Raw genomic sequence first — 21,992 nt, forward strand, 5'->3', positions numbered from 1 at the left:
CACAACAAGGCGCATCCCATGGCCAGGCACCGATGCCGCTTCTGCGCGCGGGAGCTCGACGAGACTTTCGTCGACCTCGGCGTGTCGCCTTTGGCGAACTCCTTCGTACCGCCAGATAGCGCAGCCGCCGCCGAGCCGACCTATCCGTTGCATGCCTATGCGTGCTGTGCCTGCGGCTTGGTCCAGCTCCCGCAATTCGAGCCTGCGGCCAACATCTTCGATCAGTACCTCTATTACTCCTCCTATTCCGAGAGCTGGCTGCGGCACGCCGAGGCCTACGCCGCGGAGATGATCGTGCGCGCGAAGCTCGCAGCCGCGTCCGAGGTGATCGAGATCGCCAGCAATGACGGCTATCTCCTGCAGTACTTTCGGCGCGCCGGCATCCGCGCGCTCGGTGTCGAGCCCGCAAGCGGCCCTGCGGCGGCCGCGATCGCGAAGGGCATCCCGACCAGGACCTGCTATTTCGGCCGCGACACCGCCAACGCACTCCGCGCCGAAGGCCACAGGCCCGACCTGGTCGTCGCCAACAACGTGCTGCCGCACGTACCTGATATCAACGACTTCGTTGCGGGCCTGCGCATCCTCCTGCCCGAGACCGGGCGCGTGACGCTGGAGCTTTCGCATCTCCTGCATCTGGTCGAAGGGATCCAGTTCGACACGATCTATCACGAGCATCTGTCGTACTTCTCGCTCGCGACGCTGGAGGCGGTGTTTCGTGCGCATGACCTGCGTGTCTTCGATACGGAGGAACTGCCGACGCATGGTGGCTCGCTGCGTCTGCACGTCTGCATCGAAGCCTCGCCTCACGAGCCCTCGCCCGCGCTCGAGAGGTTGCGCCGGCGCGAAGCGGCAGCGAGCCTCGACCAGCCTGTGACCTGGCGGGATTTTCGGGAGAAGGTCTGGGCGAAGCGAGAGATGATCCGCGACTTCCTCGTCACCGCGCAGCGCACAGGCAAGACGGTGCTGGCCTATGGCGCGCCCGCGAAAGGCAATACGCTGCTCAATTATTGCGGCATCACGCGCGAATTGATTCCGTTCACGGTGGATCGCAATCCGCACAAGCAGGGCCTGCTGCTGCCGGGAACGCATCTGCCGGTCCGCGATCCCCGCACGCTCGTCGCGGCCAGGCCCGATTACGTTTTCATCCTGCCGTGGAATCTGAAGGACGAGATCATCGCGCAGCTGGCGGAGGTTCGCGCCTGGGGCGGACAGTTCGTGGTGCCCGCGCCTATTCTTTCGATCGTATCCTGAGCGATGGTTAACGATCAGGCCGCAAGCGGAGCGGCGTAATCCATGCGCGCAGCAAAATAGGCTTCCAGCTCCGACAACGCCCGCCCTTCCCATTCCCTCGCCTGCTCCAGCAGCGACCAGCTCTGGCCCGGGCGGAATGCAGCGGTCTGGCGATAAAGCGATGCGATGCCGCGATAGCGGCGCACGTTCTCCAAGATGGCGTGACCGTTCATGTCCGAAAACTCCCTCGTCATTCCCGGGGGAGAAATTGCGGCCAAATCTTTTTCGAAAAGTTAGCGGCGCGGACGAAGCGCACGGATGGTTGCCAGACTGTTGCGCGCACGCAACGCGGCTGCTCACGCATCGCGCATTTATTGCGAATTCGTTGCCGTGCCGTCGCCCCGGGATTTCAACCCGCCGCGACTGATGATGATCATCGTCTCGCGGCAGAGATCGGCAAGACCGATCAGCAGCACGGCGAGAAGGCAGAACAGGTTGATGGAATCCGCATTCGCGCTGGAGAGCGGCGTGAACTGGAAGAATGGCGGTATGAACGCCCACCACACCAGCGGAATGGTGAGCAGCGCGGCGAATATCGCCGCCGGCGCACCCGCGACAAATCCGAGCACGAACAGGCTGGGCAGGAACACTGCGAAGTAGAGTTTGGCGCCGAGCGCGACGCAGATGCCCTGAAGCACCGCCGACACGCCGACGACGGCGAATCCGAGCAGAAACGCCTGCCACGACCATGGCCGTACCCGCGGCACGCCAAACAGCCCCGCACGCCTCATCAGCCTCCCCCTGCCGCCCGTTAACCAGGCCCGCTTGCGACCAAAGTACTACAGCGGCAGGGAAACCGCGAGATGGAAATTGCGCCGCCCAGCCGCCGCATCCGGGGCTTGGTAAACGGCCGCATCGCACAATTCCCAGCTCGCCGGCGGTCACTCGGTCGCCGCGTAGAGCAAGCCCGCGATGGGCAGGGCAAGGCCAATGGCCGACGCGAGCGGCCAGCCGCCTTGCGCAAAAGCCCAGGCGCCGACCGCGGAGCCGGCCGCACCGGCCGCGAAGAACGTCGCCATATAGAGCCCGTTGAGGCGGCTGCGATGCTCGTGGCCGAGCGCGAAGATGGCCCGGAAGCCGAGCACAACATTGCCCTGGACGCCGATATCGATGGCAATGGCGGCCACGACCAGGCAGGCAAGGTTCAGCATCGAGCCGGCCGCGCCGATATAAGTCACCAGGAATCCCGCGGCCGCGAGCAGCATCGCGACCAGCGTCGCGATCCGGCTATGGCCGCGATCGGCGAGCCGGCCCGCGATCGGAGCGGCAAACACGCCGGCGACACCGGCCAGCGCGAACAGCGCAATGCCGCTCTGGGTGAAGCCGAACACGCCGGCGAGCTGGAGCGGCGCCACGGTCCAGAACAGCGTGAAGCAGCCGAACAGGCTGGCCTGGTAGAGCGCGCGGCGGCGCAGCAGCGGCGTCGACCGGGCCAGATGCGGCATCGACAGCAGCAGCGTGCCGTAATGCATGCGCGCGACAGGCTTGCGCTTGGGCAGCAGCATCCAGAGCGCGGCGGCAAGCACGATCATCAGTGCGGCGGAAGCGAAGAACACCGCATGCCAGGACGACGCCGCGGTGACGAAGCTCGACACCGGACGCGCCAGCATGATGCCGAGCATCAGGCCGGTCGAGACGTTGCCGACGACGCGGCCGCGGATGGCTTCCGGCGCCAGATGCGCCGCGTAGGGAATGATGATCTGCACCGCGACCGAACCGAGCCCGATGAACAGCGCGGCGATCAGGAACGGCAGCGCATGGGTCGAGAACGCGGCGGCGAGCAGCGCCACGGCGCCCAGCGTGATGACGGAGCAGATCAGCGCACGGTTCTCGACGAGATCACCGAGCGGCACGATGAACAACAACCCGGTGCCGTAACCGATTTGCGTCATGGTCACGATCAGCCCCGCCGCCGCGTGCGACAGGCCGAGCGCGGCGCTGATCGGGGCGATCAGCGGCTGGGCGTAGTAGATGTTGGCGGCGACCATGCCACAGGCCGCGGCCAGCACGAAGGTCAGTCGCTGCGACACCGCATCCGGCTCGGGTGCGGTTTCGATCGTGGCATTCATCGTCATTACACCAGGTCTCCGAAGTATCGGGAACGATCGTTCCCTAATATGACAAAAATTCAGGCGAGCAGCTTCATCGCGACGCCGACGAGGCGCGTCCCGTCGAGCGGCAGGCGCGCCTTGCCGACGACGCGCATGCCTTGCGTGATGCAGATCATCAGCCGCGCGGTGTCGTCAGCCGCGACATGGTCCGGAATTGAACCGTCGGCCTGGCCTTCGCGAATGAGCCCGGCGATGAAATTCTCGTTGGTCTCGAGCTGCGCGTTGACGCGGGCGCGGACTTCCGGATCGAGCGCGGCGAGCTCGACTGCGCCGCCGACCACGATGCAGCCGCGGCGGCCCTCGATCCCCTGGGAGTGCTCGACATAGGACAGCAGCATGTAGCGGAGCCGCTCCCGGCCGTTGCTGCCGCGCGCGGCCGCGCTGCGGGTCTGCTCCCGGCGCACCGTGGCATAGCGCTCGAACGCGGCCAGGAACACGGCCTGCTTGTCGCGAAACGCCTTGTAGACGCTGCCGGTGGCCAGCCGCATGGCGGCGGTGAGGTCGCCGATCGAAGTCGCATGATAGCCGCGCTCGCAAAACACTCGCACGGCGCGGTCGAGCGCGGTATCCATGTCGAACTCCCGGGGACGACCGGGCGGACGGGCGACGGGTTGCGATATGCGGGCGGCTTTTTGCATTGCGGGATAATAGGGAATGATTGTTCCCGAATAAAGACACGTGGTTGTGATTGGGTGGGAGGATCGCCAAAAGGATATCGGCGGGAGCAGCTCTCTCGTGTCCCGGACGCGCTGCTGCGCAGAGCCGGGACCTATCATGCCGCCAGATGGGCCCCGGCTCTGCAGCGCACCGCAAGAGCGCTGCGCTGCGTCCGGGGCACGAGAGCGGAATGAGACGCGCCCACTCTCCACATCGTCATTGCGAGCGCAGCGAAGCAATCCAGAATCCCTCCGCGGAAAGACTCTGGATTGCTTCGCTGCGCTCGCAATGACGGAGTGTGAGGCAGCAGCATCGCTCTTCCGGCTCGTATTTTGAATCGCAGACATACTTTCGCGCCCTCGCGGCGCAAATCGCCCGAGCTTTGCCTGGTCACGCCACCCTCTTTAAGCCAAGAGGGCGCAGGGAAGGCCGGGTGCTGACCTCGCACCCGCGGTCCGCTGCGCGAAAAGCACACGCAGGAAAACCGCACAGCAGCATACAGGTGGTGCCAATCACTCGGCCTTCCCTGCGCGATGGTCGGACGGCTTATGCCGTGCTCTCCCGGGAGCCGAACTTTCCTTCTGGCCTCCCTCACCCCGCGAATTGACGATGCTGTCCGCCCGGTTGGGCTCGCACACACCTCCGCGAAAGCTTGACCGTAGCAACGACGGCCAGGACCACACGGTTTTGCCGTACGCACGGCCCGCCATTTCGCCGCAGTTTTCCCGACCCTGTCGACGGAGCCGGAAACTTACAAACGAGACGAACCTGACAGCGCCGCTCGTCCGCACGCGGCCACGGGCTCACAGGGACTACCCGCCCTGCCCGCACCCTCTCGCGCACGACGCTGCCGCGTCCACCGCAACCCGGCTCGCATATCGTGACGACGTACGATCGCCCCTCAAGGATGAGCCGGGGTGGGCGATACATACGATATTTCCGAATTTCGGTAAAGTAGAATATTTTTGCGGAGAGGGCTTGACCGGGCGGCGAAACAGGGCCGATGTCTCGCCCGACGGGCACCCCGCCGCCGGCGCCGAGACGCCTCGCAACATCTGTTTACATTCAGCAACATTCGGGCTGCCGAAAGGCCACGATCCCTAGGCTAGTGGTTCCCGCCTCGTCCTGCACCTCCGCTCTCGTTCCGGGGCCGGGCCAATGGATTTCAGCCGATTTGATGCCGTCACACTTGTTCGTCGTAGTCCCCGTGTCATCCGCAAAGGAGAATGAACATCCGCCGTCCAGCTTGTCGCGCGCGGTCATTTCGAGCGTCGGATCGGCTTGCTTGGCGCTGATGCTGGCCGGCTGCGCGGTCGGCCCCGACTATGCCGGCCCACCCAGACTTGACCTGCCTTCGCACTGGAGCACCAAGACCGCTTCACAACGGCAGACCGGTACCCTGGATCGCTGGTGGCTGCGCCTGCGCGATCCCCTGCTCAACCGGTTGATCGAACAGGCCGTCGAAGCGAACCCCGATGTCGCGAAGGCCAAAGCGGTCGTACGTGAGGCACGCGCAACGATCCAGCAGACCAGCGCCGGCCTGTTTCCATCCGTGAGCGGCTCGGCTTCGGTGACCGACAACAAGACCAGCTCAGGCTCCGCCTCGGCCGTCGCCGACAGCGCGCCCTACACGCTGCATCAGGGCAGCTTCGATTCGAGCTGGGAGCTCGACCTGTTCGGCGGCACGCAGCGGAACATCGAGGCGGCGGTGCGCGGGGCGCAATCGGCCGAGGAAGATCTGCGCGACAGCCTGGTCACGCTGATCGGCGACGTCGCCGCCTATTACGTGGAGGCGCGCGGCTATCAGGCCCGGATTGCACTGGCGCAGCGAACCTCGGTCTCCCAGCGCGACACCGAAAAACTCACCCGCAGCAAGTACGATGCCGGCAGCGGCAACGCCGTCGATCTCGCCAAGGCCACCGCGCAAGCCGCCAGCACCGAAGCCAACGTTCCGACCTATCAAGCCGCGCTTGCGGCCGACATCCACCGGCTCGGCATCCTGCTCGGCCAATCACCCAACGCCGTCGCTGCGCTGATGGCGAAGTCCGCACCCGTGCCGGCACCGCGCATGCCGCTGCCCACGGGACTACCCGCCGATCTCCTCATGAGCCGACCCGACGTCGCCAGTGCCGAACGCAAGCTGGCGCAGGCGACTGCCAAGATCGGCGCGGCCGAGGCCGACCGCTACCCGGCGGTGTCGCTGACCGGCTCGGTCGGCACCTCGGCGCTGCGCGCCGGCGATCTCGCAAAATACTCCAGCGTCAGCTGGTCGGTCGGGCCCTCGGTCACGGTGCCGGTGTTCGACGCAGGCAAGCGGCTGGCGACCGTCAGGATTGCGGAGGCGCAACGCGACCAGGCGTTTGCGACCTTCCATTCGACCTTGCTCACCGCGCTGGAAGATGTCGAGAACGCGCTGGTGTCGCTGTCGCAGGAGCGCGTGCGTGCCACCAAGCTGACGGAGGCGGCGAAGAACTACCGCGAGGCCGCAAAGCTGTCGCGATCGCTGTTCGAGACCGGCAGCGCCAGCTTCATCGACGTGCTGGACGCCGAACGCTCGCTCTATTCGGCCGAGGATTCGCTGATCCAGAGCAAGGTGTCGGCGGCCAAGGACTACATTTCGCTGGCCAAGGCGCTCGGCGGCGGCTGGGCCGATCCGGTCGAAGTGTCGCGGCCGATCATCATCGACACCAACACGGGACCGCACGCGCGGGAGGCGCAGAAGTGACCGAGATCATCACCGTCAAACGCGTGAAGATTACCGCGGCGGTGGTTGCCGTGGTCGCGACCGGCATGGTGCTGGCGACGCGCTCGCCGGGGACGTCGAGCAAGGCGCAGTCCTACATCACCGCGCCGGTGACCGTCAGCGACCTGCGCGAGGAAGTGCTCGCCAGCGGCACGCTCAAGCCGGCGCGGCTGACCGCCGTCGGTGCACAGGTGTCGGGCCGGATCACCACGCTCAACGTGCGCGTCGGCGACACGGTCAAGGCCGGCGACGTCATCGCCCAGATCGACCCCGTCACTAAGCAGAACGATCTGCGCAGCTCCGAAGCCTCGCTGAAGAACTATCGCGCGCAGAAGGACGAGAAGGAGGCCGCGCTGGTGCTGGCCGAAGCCAACCTCGCGCGCCAGCAGGCAACTTTGGCCCAGCGCGCGACCTCGCGCAGCGATTTCGACAGCGCGGATTCGACCGCGCGCCAGACCCGCGCCCAGATCGCCGCGCTCGAAGCGCTGATCGTGGGCGCCGAAGCCAGCGTCGAGACATCCCGGGTCAACCTCGAATACACCCGCATCACCGCGCCGATCGACGGCACGGTGCTCGCCACCGTGGTACAGGAGGGACAGACGGTCAACGCGGTGCAGTCCGCGCCGACCATCGTCGTGCTCGGCCAGCTCGAGACGATGACCGTGCGGGCGGAGATTTCCGAGGCCGACATCGTCAAGGTCAAGCCGGGGCAACCGCTCTACTTCACGATCCTCGGCGACCAGGACCATCGCTACGAAGCACGGCTGGAGCAGATCGAGCCGGCGCCCGAATCGATCAAGACCGACGCCAGTTTTTCCTCGACCACCACGTCGTCGAGTTCGAGCTCGTCAAGCTCGTCGAGCTCGACCAGCACGGCGATCTACTACATCGGCGTCTTCAACGTCCCCAACAAGGATTATGCGCTGCGGACCTACATGACCGCGGAGGTGCACATCATCACCGGCGAGGCCAAGCGCGTGAAGGTCATTCCGGCGCTGGCGGTGATGCGGAAATCCGACGGCCGCAGCACGGTGCGGACCCTTGCCGCGTCGGGCGACGTCAGCGAGCGCGAGGTCAAGACCGGCCTCAACGATCGCACCACCGTCGAGATCAGATCCGGTCTCGACGAGGGCGAGCGGGTCGTCACCGGCGAGGCCAACGAGCAGACCGCATCGCGCGGCATGTCGGGCGGCCCGCCGGGCGGCGGAGGTCCTTGACATGACCGATCCGATCATCGCACTCGAAAATATCCGGCGGGAGTTCACGGCCGGCGACACCCAAGTGGTCGCCCTCGACGATTTGTCGCTGAGCATCGCGTCCGGCGAGATGGTCGCAATCATCGGCTCGTCCGGGTCCGGCAAATCGACGCTGCTCAACATCCTCGGCTGCCTCGACCGTCCGACATCGGGGGCCTATCGCGTCGCCGGCAAGAACGTATCCGAGCTCGACGCCGATGCACTGGCGGCGCTGCGCCGCGAGCATTTCGGCTTCATCTTCCAGCGTTACAATCTGCTCGGGGACCTCTCCGCCGCAGCGAATGTCGAGATCCCTGCCGTCTATGCCGGCCTGAAAGCGCGCGAGCGGCGCATGCGTGCGAACGGGCTGCTCGACCGGCTCGGCGTCGGCGACAGAAGCGGGCATCGTCCGAACCAGCTCTCGGGCGGCCAGCAGCAGCGCGTCTCGATCGCGCGCGCGCTGATCAACGGCGCCGAAGTCATTCTGGCGGACGAGCCGACCGGTGCGCTCGACCGGCGCAGCGGCGAAGAGGTTCTGAAGATCCTGAAGGAGCTGCACCGCGAAGGACGAACCATCATCATCGTCACCCACGATGCCGATGTAGCTGCCCGAGCCGAACGCATCGTCGAGCTGCGGGACGGAAAGATCGTCTCCGATCGCCGCACGGACGGCGCAGCCGCACCAGAGCCGACAGAAGCGGTCACCCGAACCGCATGGGACAGCGGGGCCGGCTGGGCCGGCGCCTTGGGACGTTTGCGGGAAGCCACGCGGATGGCGCTGGTTGCGATGGCTGCGCACCGGCTGCGCGCGTTCCTGACCATGCTCGGCATCATCATCGGCATCGCCGCGGTGTCGTCGGTGGTCGCGCTCGGCAACGCCTCCCAGCGCAAGGTGCTGTCGGACATCTCGAGCCTCGGCACCAACACAATCGAGGTGTTTCCGGGCAAGGACTTTGGCGATGCGCGCGCCGGCAAGATCAAGACGCTGGTGGTCGACGATGCCCGCGCGCTCGACCGGCAGGGTTTCATTGCCGGTGTCACGCCGACGGTGTCGACCAGCACCACGGTGCGCTATCGCGGCAATGAATCCAACGTGCTGGTGAACGGCGTCGGCGAGAGCTATTTCCAGGTCAAAGGTGCAAAACTGGCGAAAGGCCGCCTGTTCGACGGCGATGCCGTCCGCAACATCGAGCGGCAGGCCGTCATCGACGACAACACCCGCAAGACCTTCTTCGCCAACGACCAGACCTCGGGCATCGGCCGCGTCATCTGGCTCGGCAAGGTGCCCTGCCGCATCGTCGGCGTCATCGCGCAGCAGCAGGGCGGGTTCGGCTCGAACCAGAACCTGTCGGTCTACCTGCCCTACACCACCGTGCAGGCCCAGTTCACCGGCGACCGGTCCCTGCGCAGCGTCCTGCTCCGGATCAGCGACGAGGTCTCGACCAATCTGGCGCAGGATGCGGTGACGACGCTGCTGACGCAGCGGCACAACACCAAGGATTTCGTCATCCTCAACACCGACGATATCCGCCGCACCATCACCAGCACGACGCAGACCCTGGCGTTCCTGGTGGCGGCGATCGCGGTGATCTCGCTGGTCGTCGGCGGCATCGGCGTGATGAACATCATGCTGGTGTCGGTGTCCGAGCGGATCAGCGAGATCGGCGTGCGCATGGCGGTGGGCGCGAGGCGCAGCGACATCCTCCAGCAGTTCCTGGTCGAGGCGACCCTGATCTCGTCCATCGGCGGCATCGCCGGCATCCTGATCGCGATCCTGCTCGGCGTCGCCATCAACATCGCGGCGCCCGGCTTCCAGGTCACCTATTCGATGTTCTCGATCGGCGCGGCGTTCCTGACCTCGACCGGGATCGGGGTCGCGTTCGGCTTCTTCCCCGCCCGCCGCGCCGCCTTCCTCGACCCCGTAGTGGCGCTGAGCCGTGACTGACCGTAGGATTGCACCATGACCGTCATTGTTCGGGCGAGACAATCGTCCGCAAATGGATCAACGATCGGCAACCCCGATGCGATTTCAACCATGACCAACAGCACGCCAAATATCCTGATCGTCGAGGACGACCAGCCGACCCGCGACCTCATCGCGCGTTACCTGGGCGAGCATTCGTTCGCGGTCGACACCGTCACGAACGGCAAGGAGATGGACCGCTATCTGTCGCAGAACCGGGCCGATCTGATCGTGCTCGACCTGATGCTGCCGGGCGAGGACGGCTTGAGCCTCTGCCGCCGCTTGCGGATGGAGTCCACGACGCCGATCATCATCCTCACCGCCAAGGGTGAGGATCTCGACCGGATCCTCGGCCTCGAGATGGGCGCCGACGACTATCTGTCAAAGCCGTTCAACCCGCGCGAGCTGCTCGCCAGGATCAACGCGGTGCTGCGCCGGCAATCGAGCGGCCTCACCGCCGCCTCCACCGCCACGCGCCTGAAATTCCTGGACTGGACCATCGATCTGCGCCTGCGCGAATTGCGCGACCCCGAAGGCGCGCAGGTGCCGCTGACCAGCGCCGAGTTCGACCTGCTGCAAGCCTTCTGCGAGCGCTCCGGCCGCGTTCTCACCCGCGACAGCCTGCTGAGCATGACGCGCGGCCGTGCCGGCGGAAGTTTTGGCCGCAGCATCGACGTGCTGGTCAGCCGGCTGCGCCGCAAGCTCGACCGGACCGAAGGCACCTCGGTGATCAAGACCATCCGCACCGGCGGCTACATCTTCACGCCCAGGGTGGAGGAAGCATGAGCCGCGCCGCCGACATCGTGGCGCTGTTCAGCTTCAGGCGGATCAGCGGCCAGATCGCGGCCCTGGTCCTGGTCTCGCTGATCCTGATCCACGTGCTGATCACCGGATATTTCCTGCTCAACCGGCCGCTGCTGCTGGCGAACAGGCCGGTCGAGCAACTCGAGCTGATCGCGCAGATCATCGACAATACGCCCAGGGCGCAGCGCGCCATCGTGCTCGATAGCGTCCGCCGGACTTATCCGGCGCTGAAGCTGCAATTGCGCGAAGCCGTCTCCGCCTCGCCCATGCCGAAGCGGTCGCCACTGAACGTCCCCTCGCCACTCGCCGGCAAGATTGATCTCATTCACGGCGCCACCTCCGAGGAAAACCGCATCTGGTTCGATCTCGGCAACGACGACATCCTCGAGGCCACGATCGGATCATTCAAGATGCCGGCCTTCGCCAGCGGCCTGTGGACCTCGACGCTGCTGTTCCTGGTGGCAAGCGTGACGCTGCTCGGGATCTGGGCCGGCCGCGCGCTGTCCGCGCCGCTGTCGGCCTTCGCGCGCGCGGCGGAGAATTTCAGCCTGAACCGGTCCTCGCCCCCGCTGCCCGAAAACGGGCCGGAGGAGATCAAGTCCGCGGCAAGGGCGCTGAACCGGATGCGCGAGCGCATCACCGCGCTGATGAACGACAGAACCCGCATGCTCGCGGCGATCAGCCATGATTTGCGCACGCCGATCACGCGGCTGCGGTTGCGCTCGGAATATATCGAGGATCCGGCGCAACGCACCCAGACCGTGCGCGACCTCGACCAGATGCAGTCGATGCTGGAATCCGTGCTGTCATTGTTGCGCAATGAAAGCCCGGTCAAGCCGACGCTGGTGGACGTCGCCGCGCTGCTGCAGATGGTCTGCGAGCAGTTTTCCGATTGCGGCTACGCGGTGAGCTATTCAGGCCCTGACAGAGCCACGTTCGTCCTGCGGCCGGACGAGATCATCCGCGCGGTCACCAACCTCGTCCAGAATGCAACGCGCTTCGGAACCAGGATCGATGTCGCGCTGTTGATATCCGGGGACCAGCTCGTCATCGACATCTCCGACGATGGACCTGGCATTCCCGACGAAAGCAAGGCGGCGATGCTGGAGCCCTTCGTGCGCGGCGAGGAAGCCCGCACCATGGACCAGACCGCCGGCTTTGGCCTCGGCCTGTCGATCGCGCAGGCGATCGTGACCGCGCATGACGGAACCCTTCAATTGCACGACAACACGCCAACAGGCCTGCGCGTGCGCTTGCAGCTCGCCGGGCCCGGCGACGGCCCAGGCGCGTCGCGGACATAAAGTCGCGACAATCCTCCGGCTTGTCGATCGAGCCCTTCTTCTGTCTCCCCGGAGTTCCCATGCCTTCTGCCGACCGGCCGGCAACCCGCCTTGCGACGCGGCTTGCCTTTCTCGTCGCGGGCTTCGGCATGGCGTGCTGGGCGCCGCTGGTGCCGTTCGCGAAGGCGCGGCTCGGCGTCGACGACGGCGTCCTCGGACTGCTTCTGCTCAGCCTCGGCATCGGCTCGGTCGTCGCGATGCTGGCGACCGGCCTCATGAGCGCGCGCTACGGCAGCAGGCCGATCATCATTGCGGGCGGGCTCGGCCTTGCGCTGGTCCTGCCGCTTCTGGCAGTCGCGAGCTCGCCGGCAACGCTGGCGCTGGCGCTCCTCGCCTTCGGCGCCGCGCTCGGCTCCATCGACGTCGCCATGAACATTCACGCGGTCGAGGTGGAGCGCGCTGCGGGGCGCCCGCTGATGTCCGGCTTCCATGCTCTGTTCAGCATCGGCGGCTTCGCCGGATCGGCCTTGATGACCGCGCTGCTGTCGCTGCAACTCGGCGCGCTCGCCTGCACGCTGATCTGCTCGGCCCTGATGCTGATCGCGATGCTGGTCACTTCGCCGCGCCTGCTTCGCTCCGTGCAGGTGCAGGACGGACCGCTGTTCGTGCTGCCGCACGGCTCCGTGCTGCTGCTCGCGCTGCTCGGCGCCATTACTTTCCTGGTCGAAGGCGCGATGCTCGATTGGGGCGCACTGCTCGTCATCGGCGCTGGCCTCGTCTCCGAGGCGCAAGGCGGCATCGGCTACATCGTGTTCTCGATCGCGATGACCATCGGGCGGCTCGGCGGCGACGCCGTGGTCGCGCGCATCGGAGACCGCACGACGCTGGTCTGGGGCAGCCTCATCGCGATCGCAGGCTTTGCAGTGCTGCTGACCGCCCCCGTTGCGGCGGTCGCCATCGGCGGCTTCCTTCTGATCGGCCTCGGCGCATCGAATCTCGTGCCGGTGCTGTTCCGCCGCGCGGCAAGGCAAACGGTGATGCCCACGGGGCTCGCGGTCGCCGCAATCACGACCGCAGGCTACGCCGGCATCCTCATTGGTCCCGCCGGCGTCGGCTTCGCCGCCCGTCTTGGTGGTCTCTCGACGGCGTTCTGGCTTCTGGCCGCGCTGATGGGTCTCGTCACGCTGTCGGCGCGCATCGTCACGGCCGAGCGGCGCCAGGTCTCGCCTGTCGACGCCTGAGCGGCCTCACAGATTGCTCAGCCCGATCGATTTGATTACGGGCGCCAGGCTCGCCGTTGTCGAATCGATAATGCGCTGGAATTTCTCCGGACTTGAATCGCTGTCCGGCTCGATACCCTGCGCACGGTAGTTTGCTTGAAGCGCCGGGTCGGCCATTGCGACGCGCGTCGCCTGCGCGATCCGATCGATGATCGCATCGTCGGTCTGCCTGGGTGCGAAGATGCCGAACCAGCCCTCATAGCGGAGATCCGGCATGCCGGATTCGACGGCGGTCGGAATCGCCGGCGCACCACTCAACCGCCGTTCGGTGGTGACAGCCAACAGCCTGACCTTCCCGGTCTCGCCCAGTTGCATCAACTGGTCGGACAGGACGCCGATCACGAGCGAGATCTGGCCGCTGACGAGATCGTTCGTCGCCTGCGAAATGCCCCGATACGGCACGTGGACCATGTCCAGCGCGCCGGCCTGCTGCTTGAAGGATTCGCCAACCAGATGATTGCCGGTGCCGATGCCGGGAGTCCCGTAGGACAGTTTCCCCGGATTGAGCTTCGCGTAGGCGATCAGCTCACGCAGATCCGCGGCGGGCACCGAGGGATGGACGGCGAAGACCAGCGCGGTGCTGATCAGGCGATAGATGGCGCGAAAATCGCCGACGGAATAGCCGGGGTTTTTCGAGGTCAGGGGAATGATGACCTGCGTGCTGCCATTGCCGAGCAGCAGCGAGTAGCCGTCGGGCTCCTCGCGCGCGACCGTCGCGGCCCCGATCGCGCCGCCCGCACCGCCGATATATTCGACGAAGGTCGGCCCGAGCAGCGACGACATCTTGTCCACCCAGGGACGCCCGATCTGGTCACCCGCGCCGCCGGCGCCGTAGGGAAGCACGAGGCGAATGGGACGAGACGGATAATCGGCAGTTTGCCCGGGGCATGGAATGGCGGCCAGCGCCGCTGCGCCCGATAACGCATGGACGACCTGTCGCCGCGAGTAGGAGGGCATGTCACAATTCCGGAAGTCGGTAGTCACTGTCGAGGCGGGACCGGCTCCCGGACGGTCCCATCGCAGCAATTCTCGGCCGGCGTCAATGCTCCATCCGGGTAAGAGCCCAACCGCCGTCGGCACAACGGAAGACCTAAGTCGTTAATTTTAAAACGTTATTTCAAGGAATCGATCGACCCAAGCTGTCCACGCAGGGCTGCCAGCCATGCCCACTGCTTTCGACCAGTTTACTGTACGCCTCGTTCTGATAGAGCAGAAAGTAATACCTTTTGACTCCCGTTGCGGGGGCAATGGCGCGTGCCAGATCGTAGCGAAGACTCGGCCATTTCCTTTGGGCCATTTCGACTGTTTCCGAAGTCCCGGCTTTTGGAAAAAGAGGGCGCGCCGCTCCACGTCGGCGGCCGCGCGCTCGATATTCTCATCTTCCTGGCCGAGCGCCCCGGCGAGGTCGTCGACAAGAGAGAGCTGGTCAAGCGCATCTGGGCCGACGTCAATGTTGACGAGGGCAGTTTGCGCTTCCACGTCGCAGCGCTGCGCAAGGCGCTCGGCGATACCGGCAAGTCGGCCCGTTATGTCGTCAACGTGCCCGGCCGCGGTTATTGCTTCGTCGCGTCGCTTGCCCAAATGGCGGCGCCGGTCGTTCAGCCCACCGTTGACATCCTGCCTCCCCGCTCCCTGCCCGCGCCGCTTTCGAAGATGGTCGGGCGGGAAGAGATCGTCGAAAAGATAGCGAACGGACTTTCGCTCCATCGCTTCATGACCGTGGTCGGCCCGGGCGGCATCGGCAAGACGGCCGTCGCCATCACCGTCGGGCATCGCCGCTCCCAGGATTTCGGCGGACGCGTCTTCTTCGTCGACTTCGGCCCGCTGCGCGATGCCAGCCACATTGCGACCACCATCGCCTCCGCGCTCGGGCTGACCATCAGCGCCGAGGATCCGACGCCCGCTCTGCTGACATTTCTCAAGACCGGCCCTACCCTGCTGATCTTCGACAGTTGCGAGCATGTGCTGGATGCGTTGGCCCCGCTGGTCGAGCGCTTCGTTCGCGAAGCGCCGCAGCTCCGCGTTCTCGCAACCAGCCGCGAGTCGTTCCGGAGCGAAGGCGAACGCATCTTCCGGCTCTTCCCGCTCGATTGTCCGCCGGAGCGGGAAGGCCTCGGTGTCGCCGAGGTCCTCACCTACCCTGCGGCCCAACTCTTCGTCGAGCGCATCGCGCAGAGCTCGGGTCCGTTCCAGCTCAGTGCGGAAGAGGCCCCGCTCGTCGCAAGCATCTGCCGGCGGCTCGACGGCATCGCGCTGGCCATCGAGCTCGCGGCGGGCCGCGTCAATGCCTACGGCATCGCCGGCACGGCCTCCCTGCTCGACAGCCGCTTCTCGCTGCAATGGCGCGGACGGCGCACCGCCGTGCCGCGACACCAGACGCTCGCCGCCGCCCTCGACTGGAGCTACGACCTGCTGCCCGCGGCCGAGAGCGCCACCTTGCGGCGATTGTCGGTCTTCGCCGGCCCCTTCGCGCCGGAGGCCGCTGCCACGGTCGCGGCCGGCGACGGCCTCAGCGCATCGGAAACGCTGGAGGCGATCGACAGCCTGGTCACCAAATCCCTGATCGCACCGTCCGGCGCGCGGACGCTGCGCTACCGGCTGCTCGACACCACGCGCACCTATGCCCATGGCAAGCTCAACGAGCTCGGTGAAACCAGGCAGGTGGCGCGGCGCCACGCCGAGCATTTCCGCGACTTCTTCGAACGTGCCGAGGCCGACACGTCGACGCCGCTGCCGGAATGGCTGAGCGTCTATGGCGCGGAGCTGGACAATGTGCGCGCGGCGCTGGACTGGGCCTTCGCACCCGACGGTGACGCTGCGCTGGGAATCGCGCTGACCGCGGCTGCGGTCACGCTGTGGGTGCGTCTCTCGCTGTTCGCCGAATGCCGGGAGCGATCGAGAACGGCGCTCGCGGCGCTCGGCGACACCGGCGGCGACGACCGCATCCGCATGCAATTGCTGTCAGCACTCGGCTGGTCGCTGATGTATGGCGAGGGGCGTGCGCGCGAGGCGCGCCCGATCCTCGAGACCACTCTTGAGCTCGCCGACAGGCTCGACGACAAGGACTTCCGGCTGCGCGCGCTCTGGGGCCTGTGCATCGACCAGTTCAACAACGGGCAGTTCGGCAAGGCGCGCGCGCTGGCGGATCGTTTTGCAAATGCCGCGGCAAACTCGCCCGACAGGACCGATGTCATGCTGGGCGACCGGCTGACGGCCGTGGCGCTGCACTATCTCGGCGACCAGAATGATGCGCGGCTGCGCATCGACCGGGTGAACGCATCGCTGCATGTGCTGGCGGAGAAGCCGAAGATCTTTCCGCTCGACTTGAGAATATCCACGCAATATTTCCGGGCCCGCATCCTGTGGCTGCAAGGCCTCGCGGACCAGGCCCAGGCGCTCGCGGCCAGAAACATCGAGGAAGGCCGCGCCAACGGCCACGCCCTGACCTTCTGCAGCGTGCTCGGACAGGCCGCATGCCCGATCGCGTTCTGGTCCGGCGATTTCGACGCCGCCAAGCGCCACGGCACCGAGCTGCTCGAACACACCGAGCGGCACGCCATCCGGCTGTGGGGCCTGTGGGCCCGTGCCTTCAATGCGGCGGTCATGGCGAAGCGCGGCGACGTCGCGATCGGCCTGCCGCTGCTGCGCGAAGAACTCAACCGCGCCGGCGATGCCCGCTTCCTGCCGCGCTTCCTTCCTTTGCTCGGCGAGCTCGCCGCGTGTTCCGGCGAAGCCGACCAGGTCGATCGCGGCCTCGACGTGATCGAGGACGTCCTGACCCGCTGCAACGACCGGCAGGAGCTCTGGTATCTGCCGGAGCTGATCCGCATCAAGGGAGAATTGATGCTCAGGAGCGCGCGGCACGCAGGGGACGCCGAAGCGCGCTTTCGCGAGGCCATGGACATTGCGATCCGACAGGGCGCGCGGTTCTGGGAGCTGCGATGCGCGACCAGCCTTGCGCGGATCATGATCGGGGCTGGCCAGAATGCGGAGGCGCTGGTCATTCTCGATCGGGCACGCGCATCGTTCACCGAAGGCAGCGACATCGCGGACATGCGCAACGTGCGAGAGCTGATCGCCCAATTGCGCGCGTGATCATAGACCCGGTCAGCCCGCTCCGAGGCTGAGCCCTGTCCGGTCAGTGTTCAAGGCCAGATATGGCCAGCTCGCCGCCGGCTGGTTGGCAAAAGGCCAATTCCGGACTCGCGGCCCCTCTCCGGGTTGCCCTCGACCATCGACGGCTGGACACCAACCAACACAGCTTCAAAGTGAGCCGATCATTTCAAGCGAGCAGCTCTGAGGTCGGCTCCAGGAGATCGAGCGGCCCAATATCTGCGAAGTTCAAGCGTTCGCGCCAACCTCCGCCTGATTCAGGTTCCCCATCGCTTTCAAAGCGAAACGGATGCCATTGCCGATTTTGGCAATTTGCAACAAGCAATCCCATTCTTTCGCGTTGTCCCAAATGCTCTTGGGCGGCATCTTGAAATTACACCACGGGCCGTAGCGGGCATCGCCGCGGCTCAAGAGAAATGGCGAACTAAAGTCAGCAACTGCCGCGCAAAGAGTTTGAGCGCGAACGAGAGTTGCTGCGCCTAAAGGAGCAACTCACAATGGATTTCCTGCCATTGTTTCAAAGTCCGCCGTAGGGCGACACACCTTCAACAGTCTACCTGATTGTCAGATCACGAAATCGTCGCCGGTCCTGCGGCGAACGACGGTGCAGTTTTGACCCTGGCAACCCTTCCATCAAACCAACCAAGGAGAAGTACCATGAAAGTTCTGATCGTTCTGACCTCGCATGACCAACTCGGGAATACGGGCAAGAAAACCGGCTTTTGGCTCGAAGAGCTCGCTGCCCCCTATTACGCGTTCCAGGAGGTCGGTGCCCAAATGACGCTCGCTTCGCCCAAGGGCGGGCAGCCGCCGCTCGATCCGAAGAGCGATGAGCCAAGCTTCCAGACCGACCTGACGCGCCGCTTCCATGCCGACGAGCCCGCCAAAGCGCAGCTCGCCAATACGGTCCGCCTCGACAGCGTCCGCCAAGAAGACTTCGACACTGTCTTCTATCCGGGCGGTCACGGCCCGATGTGGGATCTGGCCGAGGATCCCGATTCCATCAAGCTGATCGAGAGCTTCATCGCGTCCGGCAAGACCTTCGGTCTTGTCTGCCACGCGCCGGGCGCCCTTCATCGCGTGAAGAACCCGGACGGCACTCCCTTCGTGGCAGGACGCGAGGTCACTGGCTTCACGAACGGTGAAGAGGAAGGCGTTGGCCTGACTAAAGTTGTCCCGTTCCTCGTCGAGGACGAACTGCTTAGCCTTGGAGCGATCTTCTCCAAGGTCAAGGACTGGGGCGTTCACACCGTAGTGGACGGCCAGCTGGTTACCGGCCAGAACCCGGCATCCTCTGGCCCCGCCGCACGCGTGTTAATCAACACCCTTCGCAAGCGGGGCAAATGACGAAGCTTGGGGGGGCGCCTCCGTGCGCCTCATCTGTCCGACGAGTCTGCGCTCATGAACAGAATAACCACTGCAAAATCACAGAAAAACACTTCGGCGTTGTCAATCATAAGGAGTCAAACATGCAGAGCAAAACACCAATCCGGCACGCCATGAATATGGCGCTTGAGGTCGTCGTCATCCCCGTATCGGATGTGGACCGTGCCAAGCAATTTTATAGCGATCTCGGCTGGAGGCTCGACATCGACTATGCGGATGAAGCCGATTACAGGCTTATCCAGTTCACCCCGCCTGGGTCGGGATGCTCAATCATCTTCGGCAAGGGCGTGACGGCTGACAAGCCGGGCTCAATAGGCAATCTACACCTTGTCGTCTCAGACATCGTGGTTGTCAGAGATGAATTGCTCCGTCGCGGCGTTGCCGTCAGCGAGCTCTTTCACGACGCTGGGGGGATCTTTCATCACGTAAGCGGCAAGACTGTGCTCGGTGGCCCGAATCCCGATCGCAAGAGCTATGCATCGTACGCTTCGTTCAGCGATCCGGACGGCAATGGCTGGGTGCTTCAGGAAGTCAGCGCGCGGCTGACCGGCCACCTCGATGTCGAGGACACGAGCTTCACACCCGAGCTCACCGACGTCGTGCGGCGCGCGCAACTCGTCAGCGCAAATTAGGCCGTATCGCCGCCGCGATCAATCCGTGTCGCTACCGCCTGGTTTCATTGGATAGATCGTTGTCCGATCCTCGCGAACCCATCGCTCGATCTCGTCAATGACGGCTCGCACGCGTGGCGACTCGGCTTGATCGCGGTGCACGGCGACCCAGTACGTGCGTTCAAGCCAAGCGTGTTCGGGCAGTACGCGCTCAAAGCTCGATTCCAAGTCACCGATATAGCAGGGGAGTATAGACAGAACCGCGCCGGACCGAACCGCTTCCAGATGCGCCGTTACGCCCATCGTCCGGAACTCCGGCGTGATCGAAATCTCGTTGAACGTCAGCATATCGAGTTCGGAAGTGTATAGCAGCTCGCTGATGAAGCCGCACCATCGATGGTCGCGGAACGCTTCGAGATCAAGCGGCCGATTGCGCGCTTCGAAATATTTGGTCGATGCGTAGACCGCGAGCGAATAGGCTGTCAGCTTTTTGAAGCGGATGTCGCCTGCTTCAGGGCGATCCATGACAATTGCGATATCGACTTCGCGCATGCCGAGCGAGTAGGTTCGGGGCACTTCCATCAGCTCGATTTCAAGGCCCGGAAAGGCGGCGGTCAGGCGCGGAAGTCTGCCCGCGAGATAATGCGCTCCGAAGCCGACCGAGGTTCCGATCCGGACGCGTCCGGCGATTTGCTTGCGGCTTTCGCCCAGGCTCTGAACCTCGCTGATGATAATCGATTCCACTTTCTCGGCCGCCTCAAGCAGCCTTGCGCCCTCCTTCGTAAGACTCAGGCGCCGCCCAGCCCGATCGAACAAGGTGACACCCATCTTCTCCTCGAGCCGCGCGATTCGCCTGCTGATCGTCGAATGGTCGAGAGAGAGCGAACGTGTGGCGCCTGCCATCTGACCAGCACGCGCAACCCCGAGGAAGACGCGAATATCGCCCCACTCCATCACTTCAAGCCTTTCGTCACTCTGCCGGTTTTTGGCAATACCCAATCTCAATCTTTCGCGTTGTCTGAGGCGCTCCCGAACCACATCTTTCAGCCAACGCAAGGCCCAGACCTGTCACTTCAACACACCATAGCCACCATCGTATTTCGATACCGCACTATTGCGAAGGAGAGGCGCCTTGAGAGTTCTGATGGTCATGACCTCGCATGGCCAAGGCAACACTGGCCAAAAAACAGGCTTTTTGCTTGAAGGGTTTGCGCCACCATTTTATGCGTTCCAGGAAGCCGGCGCGGAAATAACGCTCGCCTCGCCGAAAGGCGGCGAGCCGCCCATTGATCTGAATAGCCATGGCTTGAACTTCCAGACCGACCTAAAACGACGCTTCGATGCCGATGAATGCGCCAAAGCGCGGCTCGCCAACACGGTTCGACTGGACAGCGTGTTGCTGGACGAGTTCGATACCGTCTTCTATTCCGGCGGCTACGGCCCAATGTGGGACCTTGCCGAGGACCAGAATTCGATCGACCTGATCGAGGGATTTATCGCAGATGGCAAGACCATCGCCTTCGTCTGCCAAGCGTTGGCAGCCTTGAGGTATGTGCGAAATCCCAGCGGGGCCCTGTTTGTGGCGGGGCGGCGGGTGACGGGCTTCACGAACGGCGAAGCGCGGAGCGCCGGGCTGATCGACGCCATTCCGTTTCGCATTGAGGACAAGTTTCTCGAGCTTGGCGCGGTATTCTCCAAGGTGAGGAACTGGGGCGTTCATGTCGTGGTCGATGGTCAGCTCATCACTGGACAGAACCCCGCGTCGTCTGGTCCCGCGGCAAACGCGCTGATCGACAGGCTCCTTAAGCGGGCCAGTGAAGGAGTCGGGCCTGAGGCGACCTCTCGCACTTCAGTTAGAAGGCCATAAGCCACCAACCGTGTTCGAGGTTGGCGACTTCCGCTCTGCGTTTCTAAAGGAGGTTCAGAAAACTACGCCCTAACCGCCCACGGCGGCCGCGCGGCGCGGCAGCTTCCAGTCGGGCCGGATGAAGTGGCAGGTGTAGCCGTCGGGATAGCGCTCAAGATAGTCCTGATGCTCCGGCTCGGCTTCCCAGAACTCGCCCGCGGGTGCGACCTCGGTCACCACCTTGCCGGGCCACAGGCCCGATGCCCCGACATCGGCGATGGTGTCTTCGGCGACCCGCTTCTGCTCGTCGCTGGTCGTGAAGATCGCCGAGCGATAGCTGGTACCGAGGTCATTGCCCTGGCGATTGAGCGTGGTCGGATCGTGAATCTGGAAGAAGAATTCCAGCATGGTCCGGAAACTCGTTTTCGCCGGGTTGAAGATGATCTCGATCGCTTCGGCGTGGCCTTCGTGATTGCGGTAAGTGGCGTTCTTGACGTGCCCGCCGGTGTAACCGACGCGGGTCGAGATCACGCCAGGCTGCCTGCGGATCAGATCCTGCATGCCCCAGAAACAGCCTCCGGCCAAAACTGCGCGCTCTGTCGTCATCTGTCCGCTCCCGCTTGATCGCTCTCTATCCGCCTTATGATAGGCATTCGGCGGCCCGTCCGAAAGG

19 protein-coding genes are annotated in these 21,992 nt (G+C 64.8%); 11 read left to right on the forward strand and 8 right to left on the reverse strand.

Annotated elements, in window-relative coordinates; translation table 11 throughout:
* Positions 1 to 18: 18 nt before the first annotated feature.
* Complete coding sequence (locus AC1RR3_RS07505; RefSeq protein WP_492820922.1) at positions 19 to 1,251, forward strand: class I SAM-dependent methyltransferase; 1,233 nt, start codon at positions 19 to 21, stop codon at positions 1,249 to 1,251.
* Positions 1,252 to 1,265: 14 nt separating this feature from the next.
* Here the strand turns inward: AC1RR3_RS07505 and AC1RR3_RS07510 are convergent, their stop codons facing one another.
* The 4 genes from AC1RR3_RS07510 to AC1RR3_RS07525 all read right to left on the reverse strand — a co-directional run bounded on the left by AC1RR3_RS07510 (position 1,266) and on the right by AC1RR3_RS07525 (position 4,039).
* The gene (locus AC1RR3_RS07510) at positions 1,266 to 1,463 is read right to left on the reverse strand and encodes a hypothetical protein (RefSeq protein WP_492820924.1); all 198 of its coding nucleotides are present in this window, start codon (positions 1,461 to 1,463) and stop codon (positions 1,266 to 1,268) included.
* A 138-nt stretch (positions 1,464 to 1,601) separates the two neighbouring features.
* Entirely contained in the window at positions 1,602 to 2,021 is a 420-nt protein-coding gene (locus AC1RR3_RS07515) for a DUF4118 domain-containing protein (protein ID WP_492820926.1), read from the reverse strand.
* Positions 2,022 to 2,171: 150 nt separating this feature from the next.
* The gene (locus tag AC1RR3_RS07520) at positions 2,172 to 3,365 is read right to left on the reverse strand and encodes an MFS transporter (protein WP_492820928.1); all 1,194 of its coding nucleotides are present in this window, start codon (positions 3,363 to 3,365) and stop codon (positions 2,172 to 2,174) included.
* Between the two features lie 53 nt (positions 3,366 to 3,418).
* On the reverse strand, positions 3,419 to 4,039 hold the full coding sequence (locus AC1RR3_RS07525; RefSeq protein WP_492820930.1) for a TetR/AcrR family transcriptional regulator: 621 nt from the start codon (positions 4,037 to 4,039) through the stop codon (positions 3,419 to 3,421).
* A gap of 1,313 nt (positions 4,040 to 5,352) precedes the next feature.
* Here AC1RR3_RS07525 and AC1RR3_RS07530 point away from each other — a divergent pair.
* The 6 genes from AC1RR3_RS07530 to AC1RR3_RS07555 all read left to right on the forward strand — a co-directional run bounded on the left by AC1RR3_RS07530 (position 5,353) and on the right by AC1RR3_RS07555 (position 13,324).
* Positions 5,353 to 6,783: an efflux transporter outer membrane subunit gene (locus AC1RR3_RS07530; protein WP_492821429.1), complete on the forward strand. Its 1,431-nt coding sequence runs from the start codon at positions 5,353 to 5,355 to the stop codon at positions 6,781 to 6,783.
* Entirely contained in the window at positions 6,780 to 8,018 is a 1,239-nt protein-coding gene (locus AC1RR3_RS07535) for an efflux RND transporter periplasmic adaptor subunit (protein ID WP_492820932.1), read from the forward strand. Before AC1RR3_RS07530 ends, AC1RR3_RS07535 begins: the two co-directional genes overlap by 4 nt.
* A gap of 1 nt (position 8,019) precedes the next feature.
* Positions 8,020 to 9,981: a MacB family efflux pump subunit gene (locus AC1RR3_RS07540; RefSeq protein WP_492820934.1), complete on the forward strand. Its 1,962-nt coding sequence runs from the start codon at positions 8,020 to 8,022 to the stop codon at positions 9,979 to 9,981.
* A 90-nt stretch (positions 9,982 to 10,071) separates the two neighbouring features.
* Positions 10,072 to 10,785 carry a response regulator gene (locus tag AC1RR3_RS07545; RefSeq protein WP_492820936.1) on the forward strand — a complete coding sequence of 238 codons (714 nt, stop codon included), beginning with the start codon at positions 10,072 to 10,074 and terminating at the stop codon, positions 10,783 to 10,785.
* Positions 10,782 to 12,104, forward strand: a complete 1,323-nt coding sequence (locus AC1RR3_RS07550; RefSeq protein WP_492820938.1) for an ATP-binding protein — start codon at positions 10,782 to 10,784, stop codon at positions 12,102 to 12,104. The genes AC1RR3_RS07545 and AC1RR3_RS07550 overlap by 4 nt, the downstream gene beginning before the upstream one ends.
* A 59-nt stretch (positions 12,105 to 12,163) precedes the next feature.
* Entirely contained in the window at positions 12,164 to 13,324 is a 1,161-nt protein-coding gene (locus AC1RR3_RS07555; protein ID WP_492820940.1) for an MFS transporter, read from the forward strand.
* A 6-nt stretch (positions 13,325 to 13,330) separates the two neighbouring features.
* Here AC1RR3_RS07555 and AC1RR3_RS07560 read toward each other — a convergent pair whose 3' ends face one another.
* Positions 13,331 to 14,320, reverse strand: a complete 990-nt coding sequence (locus AC1RR3_RS07560) for a Bug family tripartite tricarboxylate transporter substrate binding protein (RefSeq protein WP_492820942.1) — start codon at positions 14,318 to 14,320, stop codon at positions 13,331 to 13,333.
* Between the two features lie 297 nt (positions 14,321 to 14,617).
* Here AC1RR3_RS07560 and AC1RR3_RS07565 point away from each other — a divergent pair, with 297 nt between their 5' ends.
* Positions 14,618 to 17,458, forward strand: a complete 2,841-nt coding sequence (locus AC1RR3_RS07565; protein ID WP_492820944.1) for an ATP-binding protein — start codon at positions 14,618 to 14,620, stop codon at positions 17,456 to 17,458.
* A gap of 246 nt (positions 17,459 to 17,704) precedes the next feature.
* On the opposite strand, the gene AC1RR3_RS07570 is transcribed toward AC1RR3_RS07565, so the two are convergent.
* Positions 17,705 to 17,887, reverse strand: a complete 183-nt coding sequence (locus AC1RR3_RS07570) for a hypothetical protein (protein WP_492820946.1) — start codon at positions 17,885 to 17,887, stop codon at positions 17,705 to 17,707.
* A gap of 246 nt (positions 17,888 to 18,133) precedes the next feature.
* On the opposite strand from AC1RR3_RS07570, the gene AC1RR3_RS07575 reads away from it, so the two are divergent.
* Entirely contained in the window at positions 18,134 to 18,823 is a 690-nt protein-coding gene (locus AC1RR3_RS07575; RefSeq protein WP_492820948.1) for a type 1 glutamine amidotransferase domain-containing protein, read from the forward strand.
* Positions 18,824 to 18,945: 122 nt separating this feature from the next.
* Positions 18,946 to 19,494 carry a VOC family protein gene (locus AC1RR3_RS07580; RefSeq protein ID WP_492820950.1) on the forward strand — a complete coding sequence of 183 codons (549 nt, stop codon included), beginning with the start codon at positions 18,946 to 18,948 and terminating at the stop codon, positions 19,492 to 19,494.
* An 18-nt stretch (positions 19,495 to 19,512) separates the two neighbouring features.
* On the opposite strand, the gene AC1RR3_RS07585 is transcribed toward AC1RR3_RS07580, so the two are convergent.
* Positions 19,513 to 20,472, reverse strand: a complete 960-nt coding sequence (locus AC1RR3_RS07585; RefSeq protein WP_492820952.1) for a LysR family transcriptional regulator — start codon at positions 20,470 to 20,472, stop codon at positions 19,513 to 19,515.
* 133 nt (positions 20,473 to 20,605) lie between these two features.
* Here AC1RR3_RS07585 and AC1RR3_RS07590 point away from each other — a divergent pair, with 133 nt between their 5' ends.
* Positions 20,606 to 21,340, forward strand: coding sequence for a type 1 glutamine amidotransferase domain-containing protein (locus AC1RR3_RS07590; protein WP_492820954.1), 735 nt, complete (start codon positions 20,606 to 20,608; stop codon positions 21,338 to 21,340).
* A gap of 69 nt (positions 21,341 to 21,409) precedes the next feature.
* Here AC1RR3_RS07590 and msrA read toward each other — a convergent pair whose 3' ends face one another.
* Positions 21,410 to 21,925, reverse strand: a complete 516-nt coding sequence (gene msrA / locus AC1RR3_RS07595; protein WP_492820956.1) for a peptide-methionine (S)-S-oxide reductase MsrA — start codon at positions 21,923 to 21,925, stop codon at positions 21,410 to 21,412.
* Positions 21,926 to 21,992: the final 67 nt, after the last annotated feature.

Source organism: Bradyrhizobium sp. GW821-FHT13H05, from assembly GCF_058804065.1.

Coding starts and splice junctions, on each gene's coding strand:
- AC1RR3_RS07520 (WP_492820928.1), bottom strand. CDS start 3,365: ATGACGATGAATGCCACGATCGAAACCGCACCCGAGCCGGATGCGGTG.
- msrA (WP_492820956.1), bottom strand. CDS start 21,925: ATGACGACAGAGCGCGCAGTTTTGGCCGGAGGCTGTTTCTGGGGCATG.
- AC1RR3_RS07510 (WP_492820924.1), bottom strand. CDS start 1,463: ATGAACGGTCACGCCATCTTGGAGAACGTGCGCCGCTATCGCGGCATC.
- AC1RR3_RS07580 (WP_492820950.1), top strand. CDS start 18,946: ATGCAGAGCAAAACACCAATCCGGCACGCCATGAATATGGCGCTTGAG.
- AC1RR3_RS07530 (WP_492821429.1), top strand. CDS start 5,353: ATGCTGGCCGGCTGCGCGGTCGGCCCCGACTATGCCGGCCCACCCAGA.
- AC1RR3_RS07505 (WP_492820922.1), top strand. CDS start 19: ATGGCCAGGCACCGATGCCGCTTCTGCGCGCGGGAGCTCGACGAGACT.
- AC1RR3_RS07525 (WP_492820930.1), bottom strand. CDS start 4,039: ATGCAAAAAGCCGCCCGCATATCGCAACCCGTCGCCCGTCCGCCCGGT.
- AC1RR3_RS07550 (WP_492820938.1), top strand. CDS start 10,782: ATGAGCCGCGCCGCCGACATCGTGGCGCTGTTCAGCTTCAGGCGGATC.
- AC1RR3_RS07540 (WP_492820934.1), top strand. CDS start 8,020: ATGACCGATCCGATCATCGCACTCGAAAATATCCGGCGGGAGTTCACG.
- AC1RR3_RS07555 (WP_492820940.1), top strand. CDS start 12,164: ATGCCTTCTGCCGACCGGCCGGCAACCCGCCTTGCGACGCGGCTTGCC.
- AC1RR3_RS07575 (WP_492820948.1), top strand. CDS start 18,134: ATGAAAGTTCTGATCGTTCTGACCTCGCATGACCAACTCGGGAATACG.
- AC1RR3_RS07515 (WP_492820926.1), bottom strand. CDS start 2,021: ATGAGGCGTGCGGGGCTGTTTGGCGTGCCGCGGGTACGGCCATGGTCG.
- AC1RR3_RS07560 (WP_492820942.1), bottom strand. CDS start 14,320: ATGCCCTCCTACTCGCGGCGACAGGTCGTCCATGCGTTATCGGGCGCA.
- AC1RR3_RS07545 (WP_492820936.1), top strand. CDS start 10,072: ATGACCAACAGCACGCCAAATATCCTGATCGTCGAGGACGACCAGCCG.